The organism is Luteolibacter luteus (assembly GCF_012913485.1).
In the GTDB taxonomy this organism is placed as follows: Bacteria; Verrucomicrobiota; Verrucomicrobiia; order Verrucomicrobiales; family Akkermansiaceae; genus Haloferula; species Haloferula lutea.
Genome location: NZ_CP051774.1, coordinates 3,418,326 through 3,442,381 on the forward strand (window position 1 = coordinate 3,418,326; position 24,056 = coordinate 3,442,381).

Annotated in this window: 17 protein-coding genes; 11 read left to right on the top strand and 6 right to left on the bottom strand. The window is 61.9% G+C overall.

The genetic code is table 11. The features are described from left to right. Nucleotides 1-89: 89 nt before the first annotated feature. On the bottom strand, nucleotides 90-362 hold the full coding sequence (locus HHL09_RS14215) for a GlsB/YeaQ/YmgE family stress response membrane protein (protein WP_169455290.1): 273 nt from the start codon (nucleotides 360-362) through the stop codon (nucleotides 90-92). A gap of 312 nt (nucleotides 363-674) precedes the next feature. Between HHL09_RS14215 and HHL09_RS14220 the strand changes: the two genes are divergently transcribed. The 3 genes from HHL09_RS14220 to HHL09_RS14230 all read left to right on the top strand — a co-directional run bounded on the left by HHL09_RS14220 (nucleotide 675) and on the right by HHL09_RS14230 (nucleotide 6,450). Continuing rightward, nucleotides 675-4,472: an endo-beta-N-acetylglucosaminidase gene (locus tag HHL09_RS14220; RefSeq protein WP_169455291.1), complete on the top strand. Its 3,798-nt coding sequence runs from the start codon at nucleotides 675-677 to the stop codon at nucleotides 4,470-4,472. A gap of 65 nt (nucleotides 4,473-4,537) precedes the next feature. Next, nucleotides 4,538-5,494, top strand: coding sequence for a tRNA lysidine(34) synthetase TilS (gene tilS, locus HHL09_RS14225; protein ID WP_169455292.1), 957 nt, complete (start codon nucleotides 4,538-4,540; stop codon nucleotides 5,492-5,494). A 71-nt stretch (nucleotides 5,495-5,565) separates the two neighbouring features. Then, nucleotides 5,566-6,450 carry an alpha/beta hydrolase gene (locus HHL09_RS14230; RefSeq protein ID WP_169455293.1) on the top strand — a complete coding sequence of 295 codons (885 nt, stop codon included), beginning with the start codon at nucleotides 5,566-5,568 and terminating at the stop codon, nucleotides 6,448-6,450. A gap of 365 nt (nucleotides 6,451-6,815) precedes the next feature. Here the strand turns inward: HHL09_RS14230 and argF are convergent, their stop codons facing one another. From argF to HHL09_RS14245, 3 genes are all read right to left on the bottom strand, one after another. Next, nucleotides 6,816-7,715: an ornithine carbamoyltransferase gene (argF, locus tag HHL09_RS14235; RefSeq protein WP_169455294.1), complete on the bottom strand. Its 900-nt coding sequence runs from the start codon at nucleotides 7,713-7,715 to the stop codon at nucleotides 6,816-6,818. A 10-nt stretch (nucleotides 7,716-7,725) separates the two neighbouring features. Then, the gene (locus tag HHL09_RS14240) at nucleotides 7,726-8,955 is read right to left on the bottom strand and encodes an aspartate aminotransferase family protein (protein ID WP_169455295.1); all 1,230 of its coding nucleotides are present in this window, start codon (nucleotides 8,953-8,955) and stop codon (nucleotides 7,726-7,728) included. Between the two features lie 72 nt (nucleotides 8,956-9,027). After that, nucleotides 9,028-9,957, bottom strand: coding sequence for a DMT family transporter (locus HHL09_RS14245; RefSeq protein WP_169455296.1), 930 nt, complete (start codon nucleotides 9,955-9,957; stop codon nucleotides 9,028-9,030). A 280-nt stretch (nucleotides 9,958-10,237) separates the two neighbouring features. Here HHL09_RS14245 and lepB point away from each other — a divergent pair, with 280 nt between their 5' ends. The 8 genes from lepB to HHL09_RS14285 all read left to right on the top strand — a co-directional run bounded on the left by lepB (nucleotide 10,238) and on the right by HHL09_RS14285 (nucleotide 21,444). Further along, on the top strand, nucleotides 10,238-11,443 hold the full coding sequence (gene lepB / locus HHL09_RS14250; protein ID WP_169455297.1) for a signal peptidase I: 1,206 nt from the start codon (nucleotides 10,238-10,240) through the stop codon (nucleotides 11,441-11,443). Between the two features lie 63 nt (nucleotides 11,444-11,506). Then, the gene (locus tag HHL09_RS14255) at nucleotides 11,507-12,343 is read left to right on the top strand and encodes a phytoene/squalene synthase family protein (protein ID WP_169455298.1); all 837 of its coding nucleotides are present in this window, start codon (nucleotides 11,507-11,509) and stop codon (nucleotides 12,341-12,343) included. A 33-nt stretch (nucleotides 12,344-12,376) separates the two neighbouring features. Next, on the top strand, nucleotides 12,377-12,829 hold the full coding sequence (locus HHL09_RS14260) for a hypothetical protein (RefSeq protein WP_169455299.1): 453 nt from the start codon (nucleotides 12,377-12,379) through the stop codon (nucleotides 12,827-12,829). Nucleotides 12,830-13,198: 369 nt separating this feature from the next. After that, entirely contained in the window at nucleotides 13,199-14,917 is a 1,719-nt protein-coding gene (locus HHL09_RS14265; protein WP_169455300.1) for a beta strand repeat-containing protein, read from the top strand. Between the two features lie 193 nt (nucleotides 14,918-15,110). Further along, nucleotides 15,111-18,203 (top strand): beta strand repeat-containing protein, encoded by a 3,093-nt coding sequence (locus tag HHL09_RS14270; protein ID WP_169455301.1) that lies wholly within the window; start codon nucleotides 15,111-15,113, stop codon nucleotides 18,201-18,203. Nucleotides 18,204-18,298: 95 nt separating this feature from the next. Further along, nucleotides 18,299-19,165 carry a c-type cytochrome gene (locus tag HHL09_RS14275; RefSeq protein ID WP_169455302.1) on the top strand — a complete coding sequence of 289 codons (867 nt, stop codon included), beginning with the start codon at nucleotides 18,299-18,301 and terminating at the stop codon, nucleotides 19,163-19,165. Continuing rightward, the gene (locus HHL09_RS14280; RefSeq protein WP_169455303.1) at nucleotides 19,162-20,655 is read left to right on the top strand and encodes a DUF7133 domain-containing protein; all 1,494 of its coding nucleotides are present in this window, start codon (nucleotides 19,162-19,164) and stop codon (nucleotides 20,653-20,655) included. The genes HHL09_RS14275 and HHL09_RS14280 overlap by 4 nt, the downstream gene beginning before the upstream one ends. A 45-nt stretch (nucleotides 20,656-20,700) precedes the next feature. Beyond that, nucleotides 20,701-21,444: a purine-nucleoside phosphorylase gene (locus tag HHL09_RS14285; RefSeq protein ID WP_169455304.1), complete on the top strand. Its 744-nt coding sequence runs from the start codon at nucleotides 20,701-20,703 to the stop codon at nucleotides 21,442-21,444. Between the two features lie 139 nt (nucleotides 21,445-21,583). On the opposite strand, the gene HHL09_RS14290 is transcribed toward HHL09_RS14285, so the two are convergent. Then, entirely contained in the window at nucleotides 21,584-22,513 is a 930-nt protein-coding gene (locus HHL09_RS14290; protein ID WP_169455305.1) for a 2-dehydropantoate 2-reductase, read from the bottom strand. Nucleotides 22,514-23,030: 517 nt separating this feature from the next. Beyond that, the gene (locus tag HHL09_RS14295; RefSeq protein ID WP_169455306.1) at nucleotides 23,031-24,026 is read right to left on the bottom strand and encodes a histone deacetylase family protein; all 996 of its coding nucleotides are present in this window, start codon (nucleotides 24,024-24,026) and stop codon (nucleotides 23,031-23,033) included. Nucleotides 24,027-24,056 lie beyond the last annotated feature (30 nt).

The following is a 24,056-nucleotide window of genomic DNA, read 5'->3' on the forward strand; positions in this document are numbered from 1 at the left end:
TCTACAAATGGAGAGGGTGAGAAAATGTTAGGTCATGGAGATGTGATATCTCTCTCCCGGAGTGAAGAACGAGGCCCGATGCTCGGGCGCTACGCCCTGATCCATTTCCAAAAGCCCAGCACGACAAGGGCACCCACGGTAGCCGTAAAGAGCGATTCCAGGGAAGGCAGCCCGGCACCCGGATGAGCGACCGGCAGGAAGCCGACATGGCGGCCGATCCAGCCGCCCACAAGCGCGCCCAGGATCCCGAGGATGATCGTCATCAGGCAGCCGCCCTTTTCCTCGCCTGGCATGACCCGTCGCGCGATCAAGCCTGCCGCGAGGCCTAGGATCACCCATCCACCAATTTCTTTCGGGTCCATAGCATCGCCATAACATAAGGAAATCCGGAATGCACGGTCCCATTTTGGACCGCTTTGGAATCACTCCCATGAGTGAGCAGCGGGAGGCGCAGACGCGTCTCTTCGGAAAAAGGCGGAGTCAGGAAAACGTGGAACGCGGCGGCGAATTGACAGCCCGCGTCACCCCGGGCTTGGTGGCCGCAACCCAAAAACCCACCCGGCTTCTTCTCCGGGTCACCCTTGATGAAACACCCCGGTCGATCGGCCGCCTTCTTCGCGGCGGCATGTGGATTCCTGTGCTCCCTTGGCACAGCCCGCGCCCAATACGAATCCGTGCCTCAGTCCAACCGCTGGCACCCCAACGAAATCCTCACCTGGTCGCCAGCCACGGACCCGAATGCGCCCTACAACCGCGGTACCGTCCCGCTGGCCAGCCGCTTTACCGCGCCGACCGCCGCCGAGAATGCGGCGCTGAATGCGCTGTGGAATGTGAATCCCCACGCCCGGCCGGGTGAAGCACGGGTGCAGGCGGTCACCACCTTCAACACCATCCCTGCCGGCGCGCCAAATGGCTGGCGGACCACCCGGCTCTACGCTCCGAGCATCTGGCAGTACACGGACAACATGGTCTTCTGGGGCAGCTCGGACCGGGACAACCGCGTGATCATGTGTCCCACCGCCCACATGATCGATGCGGCGCACCGCAATGGCGTGCGAATCTACGGGAAGATCTTCTACGGCTGGAACGGATCTCCCGACAATGCCTCGCTACAGCGGGTTCGCGATCTTCTCCAGAAAAGCGGATCCACTTTCCCGGTGGCTGACAAGCTGGTGGAGGCGGCGAAATACTTCGGCTTCGACGGTTGGTTCATCAATCAGGAGAACTACCAGACCAATGGGACAGACGCGCAGAACATGCGCGATTTCATGGTCTACTTCCGCACCCGTGCCGCAGCCCAGGGCGCCCCGCACCTCAGGATCACCTGGTATGATGCCATGGCCGAAAATGGCAGCCGGAGTTTCCAGAACGCGCTGACGGATCAGAACGATGGCTACCTGAAGTCCGGCGCGGTGGTCACGAATACAGGCACCACCCTCGCGGCCCACGAGATGTTCCTGAATTTCTGGTGGTACTATAATTCCAGTAATTTATCAAATTCACGGACCTTGGCGCAGTCCCGCGGGATCAACCCCTACGACCTCTATGCCGGGATCTGGACAGAGAATTACCGCACCCTCGGCAAGACGCCGGATCCGAATAGCCAGGGCAACCTGGACATCACCTGGCCCTACCTCTTCCCGGAAGGCCAGCCGCATCATACCTCGGTGGCCCTCTTCGGTGCCGAGACGCCCTATGTGAAGAGTTCCTCCCCGGAGACCATGGTGGTGCAGGACCAGCTCTATTGGTCCGGACCGAATAGCGACCCTTCGAGTACCACGCCCGTCGCCGGTTCCCCGACGCCGAACTGGTATGGGATGGCCCACTACATCCCGGCGAATTCGCCGCTGACTACCTTGCCATTCGTCACGAACTTCAATGTGGGCCAGGGGAATTTCTACAAGATCAACGGCAGCACCGTGATGACCGGGCCTTGGACGAATCTGGGCGTGCAGGACGTTCTGCCGACCTGGCGCTGGCTGGTGACCAGCGCGGGGGCGAAGAGCATCACGCCCTCGCTCGACTTCGCGGAGTCCTATTACGGGGGCAGTTCGCTGAAGGTGAGCGGCTCGCTGGCTGCAAATGTCCCGCAGGAAGTGAAGCTCTACCAGGCCCGCCTCCCGATCGCTGCGGATACCAGCCTGAAGATGGTTTACAAGCCGGGTGCCGTGAACAACGCACGGGTCCAGGTAGGATACGCCTTCGAAGATTCTCCGGGCGTGATGAACTACACCACCGCGGCGACTGCGGCTTCCACGAACTGGAGCACCCTGAATGTTTCCCTCGGCGCGCATGCAGGAAAGAAGATCGCTCTCATCACCCTGCGCTTCTCGAGCACGAGTGCCATCGACACTTATGCAGCGAACATCGGCCGCCTGCAGGTCAGCAATGGCAGTGTGGTAGCACCGGCAGCGCCGGCCGGTCTGACCTTGGAAGGAAAGAGCCGGAATCCGGACGAGGCCCTTTCCACCATGCTCAAGCTGAAGTGGACGGCTTCCGCCTCCCCGGTGCTTTATTACAACGTCTATCACCGGAAGAACCTCACGGCTTCCTCGCCTCGCGTGTGGCTTGGTGCGACGCCGAATAATTATTACTTCGCTCAAGACGTCCGCCGCTTCGGTTCCGAGACCAATGGCTACATCGAGATCGAGGCCGTGGGGCCCGACCACGGGGTCTCGCCGGTGGCGACCACGTCCCAGCCGACCTTCGCTTTCGAGAGCTTTCCGAACCTGCATCGTCCTTTCATCGCCAGCTATCCGGTGGCCAGTCCGCTCACCGTGATCGGCAGCGGGGATTTGACGAGCGCGGCCCGTGCCTTCGATAACAACGTCAGCACCTTCGCCGAGCCCGGCGGAGCTAGCGGGGCCTGGGTAGGGCTCGATCTCGGGGCGGGGAATGCCAAGCAGGTGGTCGCGATCCAATTTGTCCCGCGGACGAATCAATCGGGCCGGATGACGAATGGCGTTTTCCAAGGATCGAATACCGCCGACTTCAGCTCCGGTGTCGTGGAGCTGGCGAAAGTAAACTGGGTCCCTCCGCAGGGAGTGACGACGACCCTCATGGTGAACAATGCCACGGCCTTCCGCTACCTGCGTTATCTCTCGCCGAACGACGGCTACGCCAATGTGGCGGAGATCAGGTTCTTCGGACCGGGCAACCCCTTGCCTCCCGAAAAGTCCATGGCGCTCCAAGCCACGAACGCGGGCACGACGGCTACCCTGACTTGGCAGCCTGCCTTGGGCGGAGTGACCCATGCCTACGATGTGAAGCGCGGCTCGGTAAATGGCGGCAGCTATACCGTGGTGGCCGCGGATATCGCCGCGACTAGCTTTCTGGACAGCGGCCTGACCACGGGTGCCACTTACTATTATGTGGTGGTGGCGCGGAACGATGCCGGACAGAGCGGCGATTCGGACCGCCTGATCCTGAATCCCACCGCAGGCAGCAGGCTGAATGGCAGCGTCATCGGGACCGATGGTTCTTGGAATAACCAGGGCGACACAAAAGCGAGGGTCTTCGATGGTTCATTGACGACCTTCTTCGACGCGCCGAATGCAGATGGCGCTTGGGCAGGCATGGATCTGGGCACGCCGAGAAAAATCACCGCCATCCGCTACAGTCCTCGCAATGGTGCCACGAACTGGCCGGAGCGAATGGTTGGCGGGATTTTTCAAGCGGCGGACAATCTCGCGTTCAACAATCCGGTGACGCTTTTCACGGTGCCCGTGACTCCGACCTACAACGTCTTCACCACGGTGGCCGTCGCGAATCAAGGCCTCTATCGCTACGTGCGCTACCTTTCGCCGAATGGTGGCCACTGCAACGTGTCGGAAATCCAGTTTCACGGAGTGACCCTTCCCGCGGCTCCCTCGGGATTGGCGGTGAATTCCCCCGGCGCTACCGCCACCATAACTTGGAATGCCCTGAGCACCGCGCAGCGTTATCGCCTGAAGCGCTCCACCACCAGCGGCAGCGGCTATCAGGTGGTGGGCGACAATCTTGCGACAACGAGCTTCCAGGATGGCGGGCTCGATCCGCAGCAGAGCTATTATTACGTGGTTAGCGCGGTGAATGAGGCCGGAGAAGGGGTCAACTCCGCGGAGGTGGCACGCCATGATGCCTTTGGAAGCTGGATTGTTTCCAGCGGGGGAAATCCGGGGTCTCCCGAGGCCGGCTTCGGCGCCGACCTCGATGGCGACGGCATTCCGAATGGCGTGGAATACATGCTTCCCGCCGGGGCAAGGGTTCAGGGCGGTGCCGTCTTGCCGGGGATTGTCGCGGTGATCCGTGATGATGCCACGGTGACCGTGAAGCTCTGGTTTTCCATGGATCTCACCGCATGGTCGGAGCTTCCTTTCACCGATGCCGCCGATCAGGGCGGCGTGCCCGGCGGTTTCCGGAGGGTGGAGCGGCTGGCTGCGCCGGCAGCCGGAGAGACCGCGGGCTACTATCGCTTCGAGTTCTCAAAATAAGACATCCGGCGGAGCGGAACATTTCTTTTTGGCTGCTCGGGGGAGTTGCGCTTAGGATCGCTTCCATGCCATTGCCGGACATCGCTTGGTTCCGTGATGCGCCGAAGCGGCGGCGCTATCTTGCGGGCATTTCAGGCGGGGCGGATTCGGTCGCGCTGCTCTACCATCTGCACCGGCATGGCTTCCGGGACATCGTGGTCTGCCATCTCGACCACGGCCTGCGCGGCAAGGCATCGACCGGAGATGCGCGCTTCGTGCAAAAGCTGGCCGGGAAGCTCGGCTACCCCTGTGAGTCGGGAAAGGCGAAGGTGGAATCCCTTGCGAAGGAGAACGGCCATTCGCTGGAGACCTCGGCGCGGGAGGCACGCCACGCCTTCTTCGCCATCTGCTCCCGGAAGTACCGGTGCCCCCGCTTGCTATTGGCTCATCATTTCGATGATCAGGCGGAGACGATCCTGTGGAACCTCTTGCGGGGTAGCCGCGGTCTTTCCGGGATGAAAGAAGTGCAGACCCTGCTGATGGGCGGGCGCCCGATGGAGTGCATCCGGCCTTTTCTCGGCGTGCGTCGCGACCGCCTCCGTGAATGGCTGGCGAGCTACGATCACGGCTGGCGGGAGGATGCAACGAATGCGGAGCCTTTCGCGGTGCGAAACCGTTTGCGGAACGAGGTGCTGCCCTTGCTCGCGGAGATCGCGAAACGTGATGCCTCCGAGTCCTTGGTCCGCGCGGTGGAGGCCTCGGTGGAGGCAAAGTCGATCGAGGCGTGGGCGGTGAAGCAGGCGGACGTGCTGGATCCCCAAGGTCGCCTCCACTTGCCGAAGCTGAGGAGTCTTCCTCCCGCGATGCAATCGGCCTGCATCTACGATTTCCTCCGTAGTTCCGCCGTGCCGGATCTTTCTCGCGAAACCGTCGGGCGTTGCCGGGGCTTGCTGGATTCTGCGGCGGCACCGGCCGTGAACCTCCCCGGCGATCATGTCCTGCGTCGGCGCGCCGGAAGGTTGCTGTTGGAGAAGCTTCCCTAAGGGAAGGCATGCCATGTCCGTCTTTCCGCTCGCCGAAACATCCGGGCTGCGGTTCCTGTATGATCAGACCGATGAAACCTGCCTTCGCCTTGCTTGCCCTCGTGATGACCGCCTCTGCCGAATGGACTCCTCTCTGGCCCGGTGGAGCTCCCGGTGCCAAGCGGCCCCCCGCTGGCTCCGAAACGGTGGCAGACGGCTGGCGCTATACCGATATCGAGGTGCCACAGTATTTCGCTTATCCCGCGCCGAAGAATAAGAACACCGGGAAAGCCGTGGTGATCTTCCCCGGAGGTGGCTACGGGATCCTGGCGATGAATCATGAAGGCCACGACTATGCGAAGTGGCTGAATGAGCGTGGCATTACCGGCGTGGTGGTGAAGTATCGCGTCAGTGGCAAGCCGGACTTCGGCTATCAATTTCCCGTACCTTTCCTTGATGCGCGTCGCGCGGTCCGCACCGTGCGCGCCCATGCCGTGGAGTGGGGTGTCGATCCGAACAAGGTCGGCGTCATGGGTTCCTCGGCTGGTGGTCACCTTGCCAGCCTCTGCACCACGCGTTTTGCGGATACCTTTCCGGAAGAAGGGAAGGACGAGATCGACAAGCTCAGCTGCCGCCCGGATTTTTCGATCCTGATCTACCCTGTGATCAGCATGGGTGAGGTCGCTCATAGTGGCTCCCGCACCAACCTGCTGGGCAAGGATCCGAGCGCGGAAGCGGTGGAGAAGTACTCGACCGAGAAGCAGGTGAGCAAGGACACGCCCCCGGTCTTCCTCCTCACGACGGCGGATGATGGGGTCGATTGCCGTAATAGCCTGAATTTCGCCTCTGCCTGCAAGGCGCACGGGGTGCCGGTCAGCTTGCACCTCTTCGAAAGCGGCGGCCACGGTTACGGCATGAATGGCAAGGGCGATCTCGCCACTTGGCCCTCCTTGCTGGAAACTTGGATCAAGCGTTGAGAATCGGCGGGGGGGCGACGTGGCCCGGCGGCGCGGCGGCAACAAGCCGCATCCCTCGGGTTCCGAACATTCAAAGGTGGGGACAAGCGCCTCGCTTGTCTGCGAACGGTCCCTTTGGCTCACGCTGCTTTCTTGGCGCCAACTGTGATCCCTTTTCAAGAACGGCAACGTTGTTCCCGCATAGGGACCAAGGGTGGCACGACGAAGAAGTGCCTCCCTTGGATCAGCACGAAAGGGAGATAGAACCTTAACGAAGTTCCCTCGGCTCGGAATAACCTATGATTCGCGGAGGCTCCGCCCCGACGCGAAAACCCCGGGATGGCTCACGACCAACCCGGGGCTGTTAGTTGAATTCTTGGAATCGCTCACTTCTCCGCCAAGGCCACCAAAATCGCCTTCTGCGCATGCAGTCGGTTCTCCGCTTCCTGGAAGATCACATCGGCGTGCTTCTCCAGCACCTCTTCGGTGATCTCCTTGCCACGGTAGGCAGGGAGACAATGGAGAACAATGTGGTCCGGGTCCGCGTTTGCCAGCAGGGAGGCATTCACTTGGAAGGGACCGAAAGCCTCTTCCTTGTCCTTCTGGTCTTCCTGGCCCATCGAAAGCCACACGTCGGTGTTGATGACATGGGCTCCCTTCGCGGCAAGTACGGGATCCGTCGTAATGGTGACGTTCGGCGCATCCAGCTTCGCGAGGAATTCCGCGGTAGGCTGGAAAGTGGCGGGTGCGGCTACCGCCAGTTCGAAACCGAGCTTCTTCGCCGCCCACATCCAGGAAATCGTCATGTTGGAGAAGCCATCCCCGATGAAGGCGATCTTCTTTCCTTCCCAACTGCCGAGCACTTCCTTGACCGTGAGCAGGTCCGCCAGGATCTGGCAGGGGTGCTCGTCGTCGGTCAGCGCATTGATCGTCGGAATGCCGGAGTATTCCGCGAAGTCCACCACGTCCTGCTGGGCGAAGGTCCGGATGATGCAGCCATGCACCATGCGTCCCAGCACCCGGGCGGTGTCCTTGATCGGTTCCCCGCGGCCGAGCTGGATATCGTTCTTGGAAAGGAACATCGGGAAGCCCCCCAGTTCGCGGATGCCGACCTCGAAGGACACCCGCGTCCGCGTCGATGATTTCGTGAAGATCATCGCCCAGGTCTGTCCCGCGAGCGGCTGCTCGGAATGATAGCCCCGCTCCGCTTTCAGACGCACCGCGCTATCGAGCAGCAGGTTGATCTGGTCGGCGCTGAGTTCTTCGATGGAAAGAAGATGTTTCATGAAATGAGCTTTAGAGGGCTACGAGGACGGATTTGAAGATCGCGAGGGCCTCATCGATCTCCTCGTCACTGACATTGAGCGGTGGAAGCAAGCGGATGGTTTCCGGGCCTGCAGGAGGAACCAACAGGCCGGCTTCCAGCAGCTTCCCGCAGACGAAACCAGCAGGAAGCTTGCCTGCCGGGACTTCGAACTTCGAGACGTCAAGGCCCACGCCAAGCAAGAGTCCGATACCGCGCACTTCGGTGATCACCGGGAGATTCCAGGAAGCGATTGTTTCCCGGATCCGCTCCTCTTGTTTGAGCGCGTTCGCATTCAGATCCTTCTCAGCGATCTCCGCCAGCACCGCGAGCGATGAAGCGCAGGCGAGGGGATTGCCGCCATAGGTCGTGCCGTGCGTGCCGGGACCCATCAGCGAGGACAGTTCTTTGCCGGAGGCGTCGATCGAGCGGTCGGAGAGCCAGAAGGCCCCGATCGGGAAGCCTCCGCCCATCCCCTTGGCCCACGAAATGGCATCGGGTTGGATCTCCGGCGCGATCTGCCGCCACGCCATTGCCTGACCGCAGCGGCCGTAACCCGTCTGCACTTCGTCGAGCATTAGCAGCAAGTCGTGTTTCTTGCACAGCGCTGCCACGCCGCGCAGGAATTCCGGTGTGGCAACATTCACGCCGCCTTCGCCTTGCACCGGCTCCAGCAGGATCGCCGCGGTTTCCGGAGCGATCGCCGCTTCCAGTGCCGCGAGATCATTGAAGGGCAGATGCCGGAAGCCCGGGAGCATCGGATCGAAGCCTTCCTTCACCTTGTCCTGCCCGGTGGCATTGATGCCGCCAAGGGTCCGTCCGTGAAAAGACTTCGTGAAGCTCAGCACTTCATAGCGCGGCGAGCCATCGGCCTGCGGACGCGCGTGGCCGAACTTGCGGGCGCTCTTGATCAGACCGTCATTGGCCTCGGCGCCGGAGTTCGCGAAGAAGACCTTGCCTGGCAGCTTCACGTGATCTTCCACGATCACCTGCGCCAGTTCTTCCTGCTGCCGGGTGCTGTAGAGATTCGAGACATGCATCAGCGTGCCAGCCTGTGCGCGGATGGTCTCCACCAGGCGCGGATGGCAATGGCCGAGCGAGCACACGGCGATGCCGGTGCAGAAGTCGAGGTAGGACTTGTCGTGGTCATCCCACACGCGCGTGCCCTCGCCGCGGACAAGCGTGACAGGGAAACGGGCGTAGGTGGATAGGACGTGGCTCATGGGAAAGGGGCGGAAACTAGCGGGCTTCATAAATTTGGCAAACCGGGAATTGTGATGAAAAAGGACATGGATTCAGGGCTCGGGAGCCGTTTTGAGGGGCGGGAGATTCTCCTTCCCCTCCGTGGCTCCCGGGCTTCGTCGCGGCACCGCCACCCGCCAGGTGGCAAAGAGCGTCAGTGCTGCTCCGGCGAGCTCCAGCAGCGTGAAGCGCTCTCCGAAGAAGGCGTAGGCACCCGCCGCGGTGACCAGCGGCAGCAGCATCTGGATGGAGGACCCGCGGGAAACCGGCATCGTCCGGTAGGCATTGGTCATGACGAGTTGCGAGATCCCGACGATCACCGCGGCGCCGATCAGAGTGAGGTAACCCATCGCCGGCAGGTCGGTGACCTGCGCACCCCGCAGCGGCAGCGCCAGCGCGATGCTATAAAAGCACTGGGAGGCATAGATCGTGCCCGCGTGCTCGGTTTCCCTGAGCTTCCGGATGAGCACCACCACGATTCCCGCGCCCACGGCACCGGCCATCGCCAGCAGGTCCCAGTTCGAGAATCCCCGGGTCGCATCGCCGCCGACGAAGAGCAGCAGGCCTGCAAAACCTGCCAGCATCCAGAGCATGGCGGATTTCGAGACCTTCTCCTTCAGCCACCAGGCGGCGATCAACGTGGCGAAGATCGGATAGGTCAAGTTCAGCACGACGGCCCGCGAGGCACCGAGCGCCGGGATGGTCAGGTAGAAGGCGGCGATACTGAGTGCCCCGATCACTCCCCGGAGCGCCACCAGCTTGCTGCCGATCAGTGCTTTCAGCGACAGCCCCCGGCCGAACCCGTACAGCGCGGCCACCATCAGCATGCCGACCGTGCCCCGGAAAAGGGCGGCCATCCACCCATCCGCCTCGGGAAGATGCAGGCTGATCGCGCGGAGGAGCAGCGTGTTCGCGGCGAAAAGGATCACCGAGAGCAGCATCAGCAGGAAGCCGCGCAAATCGTAGGTATCAGGTGGTTTCATCGGATCTCATCGGGGATCCGGAAACGGCGGGCCAGCGGCAGGGATTCACATGTCCTCCGGATGGCCTGGGGCCGCGTCCGGAGGTGGCTGGGTGCCTTCAAGCTCCGAACGCGCCGGCGCGCCAAAGGGCGCGGGCGTTAAGTCGGATGGCGTTGCGGTGAAGCGTCGGCACGGCGCGGACGTGGCATTCCGCCGCGCAAAAGTCAAGGCAGTGCTTTGGAAAGGGAGCTCGTTAGGCCGGGCTTGCATGCCCGCGCCTCCCCGTCGACACTTCGCCCCGATGTTTGCGCCGAAGTGGAAAAAGGAGGCCAAGCTCCTGTACAAGGGGGCCAAGAAATTCCTCCATTACAAGCGGGACCTGCTGAAGGAAGACCGTATCGACGAAATCGAGTCGCGGCGCGCAGACCTTTTGGATGCCATCAAGGCGGATAACCAGGCCAAGGCGGAAGAAGCTTCGAAGCAACTCCGCGATACCTGCGAAAAGGCCTTGCCTCGCCAGCCTCAGCAAAGCGCTTGGGAGGAAAACGTGGAAGTCATCTTCGTCGCACTCGTGGTGGCCCTCGGATTGCGCGCCTATGTCGTGCAGCCTTTCCGCATCCCGACCGGCTCGATGCAGCCGACCTTGAACGGGATCGTTGTTAACGAGAGCGATGACCCGAATTACAAGAAACCTTGGTTAGGGAAGCAGGCTTTTGATCTCGTGATGCGTGGCAGGAGCTACAGGGACATCGTTGCAAAGAATAATGTTTACCCTGTGGCGATCACGGACAAGTCATGGTTCCTCTTTACCCGCACGGAGGTCACTTTCAATGATGGGAGCAAGGTGAAAATTCCCGCTGCTGCCGGAGAGACGGGCAATCTGATTCAATTTGGCGTCCACATCGATCCGGTAACCCGCCAGCGGGTCCTCCGGGGCAAGGATTACAAGAAGGGTGATCCGATCCTTCGCGGCTGGATTGATACCGGCGACCTCGTGCTAGTGGACAAGATTTCCTATCACTTCCGCCGGCCGAAGCGCGGCGAGGTGTTTGTTTTCGATACGCGTGGAATCAGAACCGAGCGGCAGACCGAGGGCAAGATGGCGGGCCAAACCGGTGGTACCCACTACATCAAGCGACTCTGCGGCGTGCCCGGGGACACTCTGGAAATCCACACGCCGAACTTGTGGGTGAATGGGACGATCGCCAAGGAGCCCGGAATCGAGCGGGTGGCTGCCCATCAAGGCGAGTATTCCCGCAACAGCGGCTACATCCTCGGCAACGCGGGTGAACAAGGCTATCCGATGCCTCTTCAAAGTCCGGACTCGAAATTCACCCTCAAAGACAAGGCCGCTCCCGGCATGCGTGAATACGCCGCGCTGGGAGACAACACGGGAAATTCGCTCGATTCCCGCTACTGGGGCTCCGTGAAGGAATTCAACCTCGCGGGACCGGCGCTCTTTTCGCTGTGGCCGTTTACCACCGGCCACTGGGGCTTCATCAAGTGAAGCTTGCGCAAAAGCACGAATGGCGGAACAAACGTTTAAAGTGCATGGTCCGTCCGTTTCCCCATGACCGATTCCGCTGAGATCACCAAGCAGGCGAAGTCGAATCTCGCCTTTGCCCTCCAGATCCTCCCGAAGGACCGCCGGGATGGCATGGTGACGTTCTATGCCTTTTGCCGCGTTGTGGACGATTTGGCGGACGATCCCGATCGTCCGATCGACGAGCGGGAGGCCGCGTTGAAGGCGTGGAAGCAGGGTCTGGAAAGCGGCTTCGAAAACCCGGACCCCCTCCAGCTGGAAGTCATCGCACTGATGGAGAAATACTCCATTCCGGTCCATTTGCTCACCGCGATCATTGATGGGTGCCTCATGGACCTGCGCCCGCAGCGCTTTGGCACTTGGGAGGATCTCGAGCAATACACCTACAAGGTGGCCTGTGCCGTGGGCCTCGCCTCCCTGAAGGTTTTCGGGGCGCAGGACCCGGCTTCGGAGCGCTACGCGGTCGCATTGGGCCATGCCCTCCAGCTCACGAACATCCTGCGCGATGTTGGTGAGGACCTTTCAAATGGCGTGCGCATCTATCTGCCGCTGGCGGACATGGCTCGCTTCCAGTACACCGAGCGGGATCTGATCGGCCGCGTCTATGACGGGCGCTTCATGGCGCTGATGGCCTTCGAGGCCGAGCGTGCCGAACGGTTCTACCGCGAGGCCATCGAGATCATGCCGAAGTCGGACGCCAAGGCGCTGGTGCCGGCGGAAATCATGCGCTCCATCTATCAGACCCTGCTGGAGAAGATGAAGCGGGACCATTTCAAGGTCTTCAATCAGCGCTACCGGCTCTCAAAGGCCCGGAAAATGGCGATCTTTTCCAAGCACCTCTTGCGCCTCGGCGCGACCGCTTGAATATTCGGGCGTCTTTTCCGTCCGATGGCCGACATGAAACCGCTCCTTCTCCTGCCGCTCGCGCTGCTGGCTAGTTCCTGTTTCTACCCGCAGCCCTACGCCCAGCAGCGGCCGCCGATGCGGAATGGAGAGCCATACTATCCCTATCACCGCGGGCCGCGTCCGCCCATGGATCGCTATGAGCCCATGGACCGGAATGCCCCACCTCCGCGCGATTACGACAATCCCAGCCGTGATGGCTATGAGGGACGCTACGGGGACGACTATGAGGAGCCGCGCGTAGAGCGCACGCCGCAGCCGGCTCCGCAGCCGCAACCGAAGCCTCAGACGCAGGGTCGGAAAGAATATCCCGTGGCCGAGAAGACGGACAAGCCGGGCTTCGTGATCAGTCCGTACTCACCCTACAACGTGATCGACGTGCAGGATTTCAAGAGCGGCGACCTCGCCAAGGATCCCTCGAATCAAAAGATCTTCCAAGTGCCTTAAGAGGCGTGGGAAGGATAAGCAGCAAGGATTTCAAGGGCTCGCGGTTGCGGGCCCTTCTTGCATTCCGGATTCTCACTCTTTCGGGGGAAGTTCGCGGCGAGCAGGCCGGCAAGGCCGCAAAGATTTTCTAACAGGTTCCTCCGTTGTGATAACCTTCTCACTTTGAGCGGGAAAAGCGGGGTCTTGTGGCGCTGGAAGCCGCGTTTTTCACGCTTTGCGTCGCGAATTGGGCGGCTCCGCCGAGCCGTTTGGTTTGGTGCCGCGGGAGGCTTGTCCTAGAGGCGGAGAAACGGCCGATGGCCCCCAAGTGCGTTTGCCCAAGGACGCGAGGGGCTTCTCCAACGGCCGGTCTTCACCATCTGGAAACCCATGAAATCCCTCCTCTCCAGCAGAGTTCATCGTCCTGCATTCACCCGGAACTCCGGGTCTCGCATCTCTTTGCTCGCCACTGCTCTGGCCTTCGCCAGCGGACCCGTGATGGCGGCCAGCAACAGTTGGGTCGCTGGCGGCACTGGCAACTACAACGACCCCGCCAAGTGGACCGGCGGCACCAACGTCCCGAATGGAGCCGCCGACACCGCGAGTTCGGATGGCACCGGTTCGGTCATCGCCTTGGCCACCGGTGACAACATCGTCCTCAGCGCGCTCAACCTGAACCTCAGCAGCGGTGCCACGATCTTCAACCAGACCGGCGGCAGTCTGGCGCTTGGCACCCTCGGCTTCGGTGGCGGAGGCGCGAGCCGGAACCCTGTCTACAATCTTTCCGGCGGCACGCTGGACATGACGAATTTCACTTGGGGGAACGGCAGTGCGGCCACCTTCAACGTAAGCGGTGGCACCGCAAACCTCACTGGCACAAATCTCAGCATCGGCGTCGCCAGCGGTGCCCGCGGCACGATCGCGATGACCGGCGGCATCTTCAACGCGAACAACGTCACGCAGGTCAATCTTGGCAATACCGGCAGCGGAAACGGTCGCGGTGCCATCACCCTCAGCGGTGATGCCCAGTTCAATGCAAACGTCGCGACCGTCGTGGTAGGCCAATTTGGCAGCACCTCGACCAATGGCGGCGCGAACAACAGCCTCGGCACCCTCACGCTTTCCGATACCGCCACGCTGACCGCCGCGAACGTCGTGATCGGCGGAAACAACGCCGGCAGCTGGGTCAATGGCGTCGTGAACCTGAACGGCGGCACCATTGCCACCGGCTCGATCCGCCGCGGAAACACCTTCCTCGCAAGCAGCTCCACGCAAATCGTGATCAATGCGAACGGCGGCACCATCAAGGCCACCACCCATGCGAATAACTCGAACTTCTTGCAGGGAGCCTTCGTGAACCTCGATGCGGGCGGCCTGAAGTTCAACACAAACGGCAACGCCGTCGGCATCTCGAATGCGATGTCTGGCACCGGTGGCTTCACCAAGCAAGGAAGCGGCACGCTCACCCTCTCCGGCGTGAATACCTACACCGGCACCACCACCGTCGAAGCCGGATCGCTCTATCTCGAAGCGGGCTCGGAAATCGCCGGAGCCATGACGATCAACTCGGGCGCCACCCTTTCCGGCTTCGGTATCATCAAGGGGAGCACCACCATCGGTGGTTCCCATTCGGTCGGTGCCAGCCCCGGCCTTCAGACCTTCAGCGCCGGTCTCGAGTATCTCGCCACCGGGATCCTGAATTGGGAGCTCGCGGCCGATACCGCCGGGGATCGAGGCTTGGCCACCGGCTTCGATGCCATCGATGTGATCGGCGGCACCGTCGCCGTGGACTCCGCCGCGACGATCAATCTCGTTCTCAATGGCGCGGGCTCGACCACCGACTTCACCGATGTCTTCTGGGACTCCAACCAGAGCTGGCTGGTGATCGACGGTGCGGCCGGGGGCAGCTCCACCTTCACGGTGGGCGGCGATCCCGTCCTCGATGCCAATGGCGTCGATTCCGAGGACTACGGGACTTTTAGTACTTCCACGGATGGCGATGGCAACCACTACCTCCAGTGGACGGCGGTGCCGGAGCCTTCGGCAGCCCTGCTTGGCGCGCTCGGGTTTCTCGCCCTCCGGCGGCGCGTGCCCCGTGCCGGGAAATGAATGATTTTCGATCGGGGTCCTTCATCGGGCTTGGAGGCATTGCAGGCCGGAGGCTCGCGAGCGCCTCCGGTCTCTCCTCCTCAATCCGCTCCGGCCCGAAGCCCCGCCCTCTCTCCCAAGAACCCGCTTCCGCGCCGACCCCGTGGAAACGGTCCGCCCCAAAATGACCCCAACCCTGACTTCAACCCAAGACATGAACCGACCCTACAACCCTGAAACCTCCTACTGCCATCGCCTTGCCTTGGTGGCTGTCAGCGCCGCGACCCTGGCGCTGGGAGGACAGGCCCGTGCCGCCAGCAATAGCTGGATCCAAGGTCAGAATGGAAATTACAGCGATCCGGTCAATTGGACCGGTGGCGTGGACGTGCCGAATGGTCCCGCAGACATCGCGACCATCGATGGCAGCGCCTCCGTGGTGGCGATCGGAAATGCCGATAACATCACCCTGCTCACGGCGAACATCGGCGTGAACAACGCGGGCAACAAGCCCACCATCAATCAAAGCGGCGGCACCCTGACAGCCGGCTCTTTCGTGCTCGGTGGAGCGGGCGCCAGCCGCAGCCCGATCTACAATCTCAGCGGCGGCACGATCAATGCCACCAGCTTCGCATGGGGAAATGGCAGCGCCACCCAGTTCAACCAGACGGGCGGCATCCTGAATGTGACCGGCACCGGCTCCAGCAACATTGGCAACAACGGCGGCGCGATCGGCACCTTCAACCTTAGCGCGGGCAGCTTCAATGCATCCATCAGCAGCACCGGCAGCCTCACCATCGGTCGTGATTCCGCCACCGGTAACTTCAATCTCTCCGGCACCGGCGAGTTCAATGCCACCGCCGCGGGTCTTGTCTTTCTCGCCAATGGCGGCACCGGCAAGGGCAACCTCAGCGTCATCGGCAACGCCAAGTTCAATGTCCCCGCCGCCACCCTCGTCCTCGGCCAGTTCGGCACCGAGGGCGCGAAGGCGACGCTCACCATCGACGACAATGCCCTCGTCACCTCGTTGATCACGAAGATCGGCGGGAACAACGCGAATAGCGACGTGAACGGCGAGATGAATCTGAACGGCGGCACCATCGCCACCGGATCGATCCGCCGGGGCGCCACCAACAAGGCTTCTTCGGAAACGGCCATCGTGATGAATGCCGATGGCGGCACCATCAAGGCGCTGACCCACGCGAACAACAGCGACTTCCTCCAAGGCATCTTCGTCAACATCAAGGACGGCGGACTCAAGTTCGATACGAACGACAATTTCGTTACCCTCACGAATGCGCTCACCGGCACCGGTGGCTTGCAAAAGATCGGGGGCGGCACGCTCACGCTGAATGCCACCAGCAGCTACGCCGGGAACACCACCGTCACCGCCGGGGAATTGGTGGTGAACAGCGCCTTCTTCAGTAATACCAGCACCCTCACCGTAGGCGCCGATGCCACCTTGAGCCTCGCGCACGGCATCGAGGACATCGTGGGTTCATTGGTTGTTGGCACCACGACCTACACCACTGGCACGGTCGGTGGCTTCGACTCCGGTGCCGACGTCGTGCTCCCGCAATTCAGCGGCCTGGGCAAGATTCGCATCGGCACGCCGCCGGTGCCGCGGAATCTCGTTTGGACCGGCGCGGTCAGCAATCTCTGGACCTCGCTCTTCACGCCTCCGGACGACAATTTCGTCCAAGGCGCCACACCGACCTTCTTCAAGGCCTACGACAATGTGACCTTCGACGACACTTCGACGGTGTATCCGGTGCTCCTCTCTGGAAATGTCCAGGCAGGCATCGTCACCTTGGGCGGCACAAATCCCTACGTCATTGATGGCCTCGGCTCGGGGATCTCGGGCGGCGCGAGCATCGTGATGAACAATCCGGCCACCGTGACCCTCGGCGGTGCCACGAGCAGCTTCTCCGGACCCGTCGCGGTGAATGCCGGCGTGCTGGTGATGGGGGATAATCTCTCCTTCGGGGCGACTTCGGGGGTGACCATCGCGAATGGCGCGCAGGTGAATCTCAATGGCAAGGCACCCGGCTCGCTCTACACCTACACGATCGGCGGTACCGGCCCCGGCGGTACGGGCGCGATCGTCAATGGCGGCCTCGCCATTCCTTCGTCCTCCGGCGGTGTGAAGAATCTCGTCCTTACCGCGGATGCCTCGATCGGCAACGATACGAATCGCTTTGATATCGGCGGTGGCGGCACGGTGACCGGCAATGGCCACACCCTGACCAAGCTCGGTAACAACGACATGGGTTTCCGTGGTAATGCCTCCGCCTCGCCGATCCATATCGTCATCGCAGCTGGCAATGTCTGGGCGGAAAATACCGCGAACGCGCTGGGGGGTGCCACCGGTACCGTCACCATCAAGGGCGGTGCCCGCCTGGGCACCTACGGGACCTTGGAGATCCCCACCCCCGTGACGATCGAAAGCGGCGGCACCCTGCACAACCAAGGGAACGGTACCGGCACTTGGTCCGGCACGCTTGCGCTGCAGGGAGATGTCATCCTCGATGGTGATGGCGGTGCGCTCGTCATCAATGGCGTGGTCAGCGGCACGGCAAATGTCAGCAAGAACGGTCCTCAGGAAGTGACGCTGAATGCCAGCGCCCTCTCCGGGGGCCTTGGCTATGATGGAAATACCGCCGTCACCCAGGGCAAGCTGACTCTCGCCGCCGCAGCCCTCGCGGATAACAGGGACGTGTTGGTGGAGAGTGATGCCATCCTCAATTTGAGCCACGGCACCCAGGACACCGTGCGCTCGCTTACCCTCGGCAGCGTGCAGGTGGCTGCGGGAATCTGGGGCTCGGAAGCTTCCTCGGCTCCGAACAAGAGTGCGCTGCTGGAAGGCAATGGCACCTTGAATGTCACCGTGGGGGGCATCGGCGGCTCCTACGATACTTGGGCGGCATCCAATAATGTGGATGGCCTTCCTTCCTCGGATGACTCGGATGGCGATGGCCTGCCGAATGGTGTGGAATTTGTCCTCGGGGGCGACCCCAGCGGCCCGGAGTCGGACTCGAACGCGCTCCGTCCGACCCTCACGCTGGACGCCACCTACATTAACTTCGTGTTCCGCAGGAGCGATGACTCGGCAGGCTACTCGCCCTTCGTGGAATACAATAGCGACCTCTCAATGGCTTGGACCAAGGCTCAGGCGGGGGTGGACGGTGTCATGATCGACGAGGTGAACGACGGCTTTGGCACCGGGATCGATCAAGTGACGGTCAGGATTCCCCGGACCCTGGCTACCGGGGCGAAAGTCTTTGCCCGCCTGCGCGTAGATATTCCCTGAGTCGACAGATTCACGCGGGAGGCACTAGCCGCGAGGCTGGTGCCTCCTTTTGTTTGCACCCGGCGGCAAAGCCGCAACACTGCACCTGCATCCGCATGAAGCATCCGATCGTATTCGCAGCGCTCTTTTCCGGGTCGGCGGCGCTTGCCGCGAACACCCCGGCCGAGCTCTTCCAGATGAACTGCTCCGCCTGCCACGCGGTGGACCACATGCTGGTAGGGCCTTCCCTCGTGGAAATCTCCGGTCTCTACCGCGACAATCCGGATGACTTTGTGAAATGGTGCATCCAGCCGCAGCACAAGCGTGAGGGCGTGGTGGAGATGCCCTCCATGACGCACTTGGGCGAGCCCGCCCTGCGCGAGCTTCACCAGTACGTGATCGCCGCCGCTGCCGGGAAGACCGAGCTGAAAAAGGGCGATGGCGACCCTTTCACTCCGCCCCGCGAGATGGTCCGCCGCCCGCAGGTGCAGCGGATTTTCCTTCCGGATGCCTCGCCTGCGGCCATCGCGGTCGCTCTTCCCGGAGACCTTTCCTATTGTTTCGATGCTGGCGAATGCCGCCTCCGTTACGTGTGGAAGGGCGGCTTCATTGTCGGCACCCCCTACTGGAAGGCGAATGGCAGCTCTCTCGCCAAATTGGATGGCGATGTCGTTTACAGGGAAACTGAATTTCCTGTCGCCTTCGAAGGTGAATCGAAACACCCCGAACTGAAGTTCCACGGCTACCGTGTGAGCAAGGAGGGCATCCCTACCTTCAGCTATAGCCGCGATGGCGTCGCATGGCAGGAAACGATCCTGCCGCTCCCTGACGGATCCGGCATCGAGCGCCGCTTTGAAAGCACGGGCGGCAGGCCCCTTGCGGTTCGAACTGTCTCCGGAATCAGCGTGAGTTCGAGCACCGGCACCGGTTCCATCGGTGCCCCCGAAGCAAAATCCTTCACCCTTACCTATCGCTGGAAATGATACGGCATCTCTCGTACTTCGCTGCGCTCGGCATGGCAGCCGCTTCCGCTGCATCCTTCACCGTCGAGACCATGCCGAATCCTCCCGGCGTCGATCCCCAGATCGGAGGGATTGACGCCCTGCCGGATGGCAGGATCGCCGCGGTCTTCCACCGTGGAGAGCTGCTGATCTTTGATCCGGTGGCGAAGACCTGGTCGCGCTTCGCGGAAGGCCTGCAGGAACCGCTCGGGATCGTCGCGGAGTCGCCTTCCGCCTTCGTGGTCATGCAGCGTGCCGAACTCACCCGGATCAAGGATACCGACGGTGATGGCAAAGCCGACGAATACGAGACCGTCTACGATGGCTTCGGTCTCACCGGGAACTACCATGAATTCGCCTTCGGTCCGGCGAAGGGACCGGATGGCTTCTATTACATCGCATTGAATGTCGGTTCGAATGGTGCAGGCGTCCGCCCGGAAATCCGTGGCCAGTGGTCGGATCTCGGCGATCTCGACCGCACCCAGATGATCCACGACGACCAGTGGGGCAAACGCTCCGTGGATGCGGGGCGCATGTACTCGCGCGTCCCTTACCGCGGTTGGATCATGAAGGTCTCGCCGGATGGCAAGACGGTGGTCCCCTACGCTTGCGGTTTCCGTTCTCCCGATGGCATCGGTTTCGACCGGGATGGGCAGCTTCTCGTCACGGACAACCAGGGTGATTGGCGCGGGACCTCGCCGCTCTACACCGTGAAGGAAGGTGGCTTCTACGGCCATCCGGCCTCTCTTGTCTGGCGGGAAAGCTGGGCAAAGGGGGATCCTCGCAAGCTCCCGGTGCCGGAACTCGATACCTTGCGGACGAAAGAAACCGCACGCTTTCCCCAAGGGGAACTCGCGAACTCGCCTGCCCAGCCCGTGGTCTTCCCCGCATCCTGGGGGCCCTTCGCCGGACAAACCTTGCTCGGAGAGATGAACCAGAACCGCATGGTCCGCTTTCTGCCAGATGAGGTGAATGGCTTCCGTCAGGGTACCTTGATCCCGATGTTCGACGGCACATCGCTCGGGAATGGCAATCACCGCCTTACCTTTGGCCCGGATGGTTCCCTGTGGGTCGGCAAGACCCACCTTTCTTGGGCAGGTGCGGAAGGTCTCAAGCGGATCCGGGGGAACGGTCTCGGCAGTATCTTCACCGTGAAATCGGTGAAGCTGGAGAAAGCCGGGGATCGCCAGGCGCTGCGCATTGCTTTCAGCCAGCCCGTCACCGACGGACTGGAGGGCGTGAAGATGAATCGCTTCAGCTACAAGTATCAGGAGGAGTATGGCTCGCCGAAGATCGAGGAAGCGGAAGTGACGCTCGACCCTCCGGTGCTCTCGGCGGATGGCCGGGAAGTCCTGCTCGGCTTCGATGCGAAGCTGGGCAGCATCCATCACCTCGTCTTGTCTTCGTTGAAAAACGGCGGGGAATCGCTGGAGGGTGCCGAACTTTACTATCAGGCCAGCGAGCTTCCTTGAGGTTTTCACGCTTCCACGCCGCCCGGATTCCGGCAGGGTGATGCCATGCAGGGAATGCTTGGGATCGTGCTGGGATCGGGCCTCGGGCCCTTGGCGGAGCGGGTGGTGGTTTCGAGGACGGAGGCTTTCTCGGAGCAGGGTCTCCCGGGGTCCACGGTGAAGGGCCATGCCGGCCGTTTCCTTTTTGGGAAGCTTGGCCAGCGCGATGTCGTCGTGATGCAAGGCCGCGTCCACCTCTATGAGGGGCACGATGCCAAGGCGGTGACCGCCGGGGTGCGCTGGATGCATTCGCAGGGAGTGGAGCATTTGATCCTGACAAATGCCGCAGGCACCCTGCATCCCGGATTCCCGCCGGGATGCTGGATGATGCTCTCGGATCACCTCAATCTCACCGGCACCTCGCCGCTGGAAGGCGGTCCGAACTTTGTGGACATGACCGAGGTCTATGACTTGGAAGCGCGGGCTGCCTTCCTCGATGTCGCCTCCCAAAGAAGCATGACCCTCCATCAGGGGGTCTATGCCGGGCTACGGGGACCCCAGTACGAAACACCCGCCGAGATCCGCATGCTGCGGACCATGGGTGCGGATGCTGTCGGCATGAGCACCGTGTTGGAAGCGATCCAGGCACGCGCGCTTGGCATCCGGGTCAATGCGTTTTCCTGCCTCACGAATTGGGCAGCCGGGCTTTCTCCCGAGAAGCTGGATCATGCCGAAGTGATCGAAACCGGAGCCGCCGCTGCCGCCTCGATGATGGATCTTCTGGAAGCATGGTGCGGCGGTGCATCCTGATCCCGGCACAGCACCGCCATTCCGTCTGTCCGGATAAGGGCGGTTTGCGCGATGGCCGGACGGTATGGCGACGCGGCCCGCGGCCCCCTGAGGGGCACGTGTCCTACCCGAACGGAAAAGACCCAACGCTTGTCTTGCCTCAACCGTCTGCTCCCAAACGCACCCGAATCCTCTCCGCCAATCTCTCCATGTGCGGAACCTCTACCCCCGCCGCCTTTGCCCTTCGCAAAGGTTCGCCCCAGATTGAATCGAACTCTACCTCCCGCCCCTCGACATAATCGATCATGCTGGAAGGACGATAGGGTCCCATGGGCCTTGTCCGCTCGATGTTGAAATCAATCAGGGAATCCTCAAGCGCCAGTCCTTGTGCCCGCGCCGCGGTGACCACCTCGCTCATCAACGCGCGGATCTCGCCCTCCACTTCGGGACTCGAAAGCAGCACGTCCGTTGTCACTCCACCCTCGGCGATCGCCAAGCCATTGAAAGGAACGTTCCACACCAGCTTCTTCCATTGGGCCTCTGCCAGGCTTGCAGCCGCATCGGTAGGAATTCCCGCTGCAGAGAATCGCCTCGCGATCTCCTCCGCGCGGCCACGCCCGTCATTCGCATATTCTCCCACGCTGATCCGACCTCCCGCTGTGTGGCTCACGAATCCCGGAGCCAGGCGATTGAGGCAAACAAAACAAAGCGCGCCGAGGATCTGATCCGGCCTCACGATCTCCGCCAGCCGCTCGCAATTTCCTAGACCGTTCTGAAGCGTGAGCACTTGCGTCTGCTCGTGGAGCAGGGGAGGCAGGATTTTTCCAAAGAGATCATTCGAAGTCGTCTTCCACGCCACGATCACCAGATCCACTGGTCCGATCTCCTCGGGGGTGAGGTAAGCCTTCACCTCCTCCAGATGGAGATCGCCCGCCACGCTTTCCACGCGGATTCCATCACGCTTCACCGCGTCGTAATCGGAGCGCAGCAGGAATCGGACATCATTCCCCGCGGCCGCAAGACGTGCCCCGTAGTAGAGTCCGATCGCGCCCGCACCCACCACCGCCACCGATCCGAATGTCCAGCTCACCGCAGGGATCTACCGGCGCAACTCTTCCCCTGCAACCGCCAAAGCCCGCGACAATCGCCCGCTTTCCCGCTAGGCCGAATCGGTGGTCCGCACCATCTCCTGTCCGACCGAAGCCACGCCGACGTTTCTTCCTTCCAAAGCCCCAACGGGGCGACCGGGAGGAAGCCCAAGGTAAGCGCGGAGCGCGTAACCTTGGGTCAGGCCGCGAACGATGATGCACCCTGAATGGGAGCCGGGAGGCCGCTATATTTCTTCCATCCTCGAAACAGCCCGCCAGTGGCAGTAGAACGCCACTCCCGGAATATCCGATGCTCCCATTTGATGTTCTTCAAATACCCCCGCAAAACCCACCGAACCGACAAAGCCTGTCAACAGCCACGTCGCACACCAGCACCAGCCCCCTGTTAATTTCTCTGATTTATCAGGCGGAACAGGCGGTAGATTTCAGAGGTCCCCGCTTTCCCCGACGGCCGTCACATCCCTTGGAATCATCAACAACTCATTTCCGGCGCCCCGATCAAAGCCCGCGGAACTCCGCCGCCAGCTTCTTCGCCGTGGCCACCGTATTCCGGTGAAGCTTCGCCGTGAAGTCCGGCTGGCGATTGTAGCCGCCCCCGTAGAGCACCGCCACCGGCACCCGGTTCCGGATGAACGACCGCAGCAGGACCTCGTCGCGTCGTTGGAGATCCTTCACGGAAAGATGCATTTGGCCGAAGCGGTCGTTGCGGTGGTTGTCCGCCCCCGCGATCCAGATCACAAGATCCGGGGCGAAGGTGTCCAGCGCGGCGGCCAAGGTACTGAAGAGCTGTTTCAGATACATCTCTCCCTCCACGTAGCGCACCGTCTCGACGTCCATCGAGCCCTGGATCTTCTTGGTCGGGTAGTTCTTCCCCACGTGGATCGAGTAAGTGAAGACCCGGGGGTCATCGCCCAGCAGCGCGGCAGTGCCGTTGCCCTGATGGGCATCTGTATCCACCACCATCACCTTGATCCCCGGTTGCCTCATCTGGAGGTCCCGGATCGCGATCGCGACGTCATTGAAAACGCAGTAACCTTCCCCGTGCTCGCGGAAGGCATGGTGGGTCCCTCCGGCGAGACACACGGCAACGCCTTCGGCCAGTGCGGCGTGGCAGGCTTGCCGGGTCGCTTCGACCTCGGTGGCACTCCGGTGGTAAAGCTGCGGAGTGACCGGCAGCCCGAGCTGGATCTGTTCCTTCCGGTCCAGCAGTCCGGAGTAGATCCGGTCCACATAGGTATGGTCATGCACCGCTCGCAGCAGGTGGGAATCGGCCACCTTCACCTCCACGATCTCCTCGGGCTTCAGGATCCCGCCTTCCAGCAGCATGTCCTTGGAAATACGGAACTTCTCCATCGGGAAGGGATGCCCCGATGGCAATTTGAGTTCCAGATCCTGGGAGTAGAAGCAGCGCATGCGCCCCACCACGCAACCACAGCCTTGGCCGCTTGCCCAATGGATTTTCCCTGTGGCATCACCACCTTGCGTTTTTGACACGATCTCACCCGGCTGCTAGGCCTGCGGAAA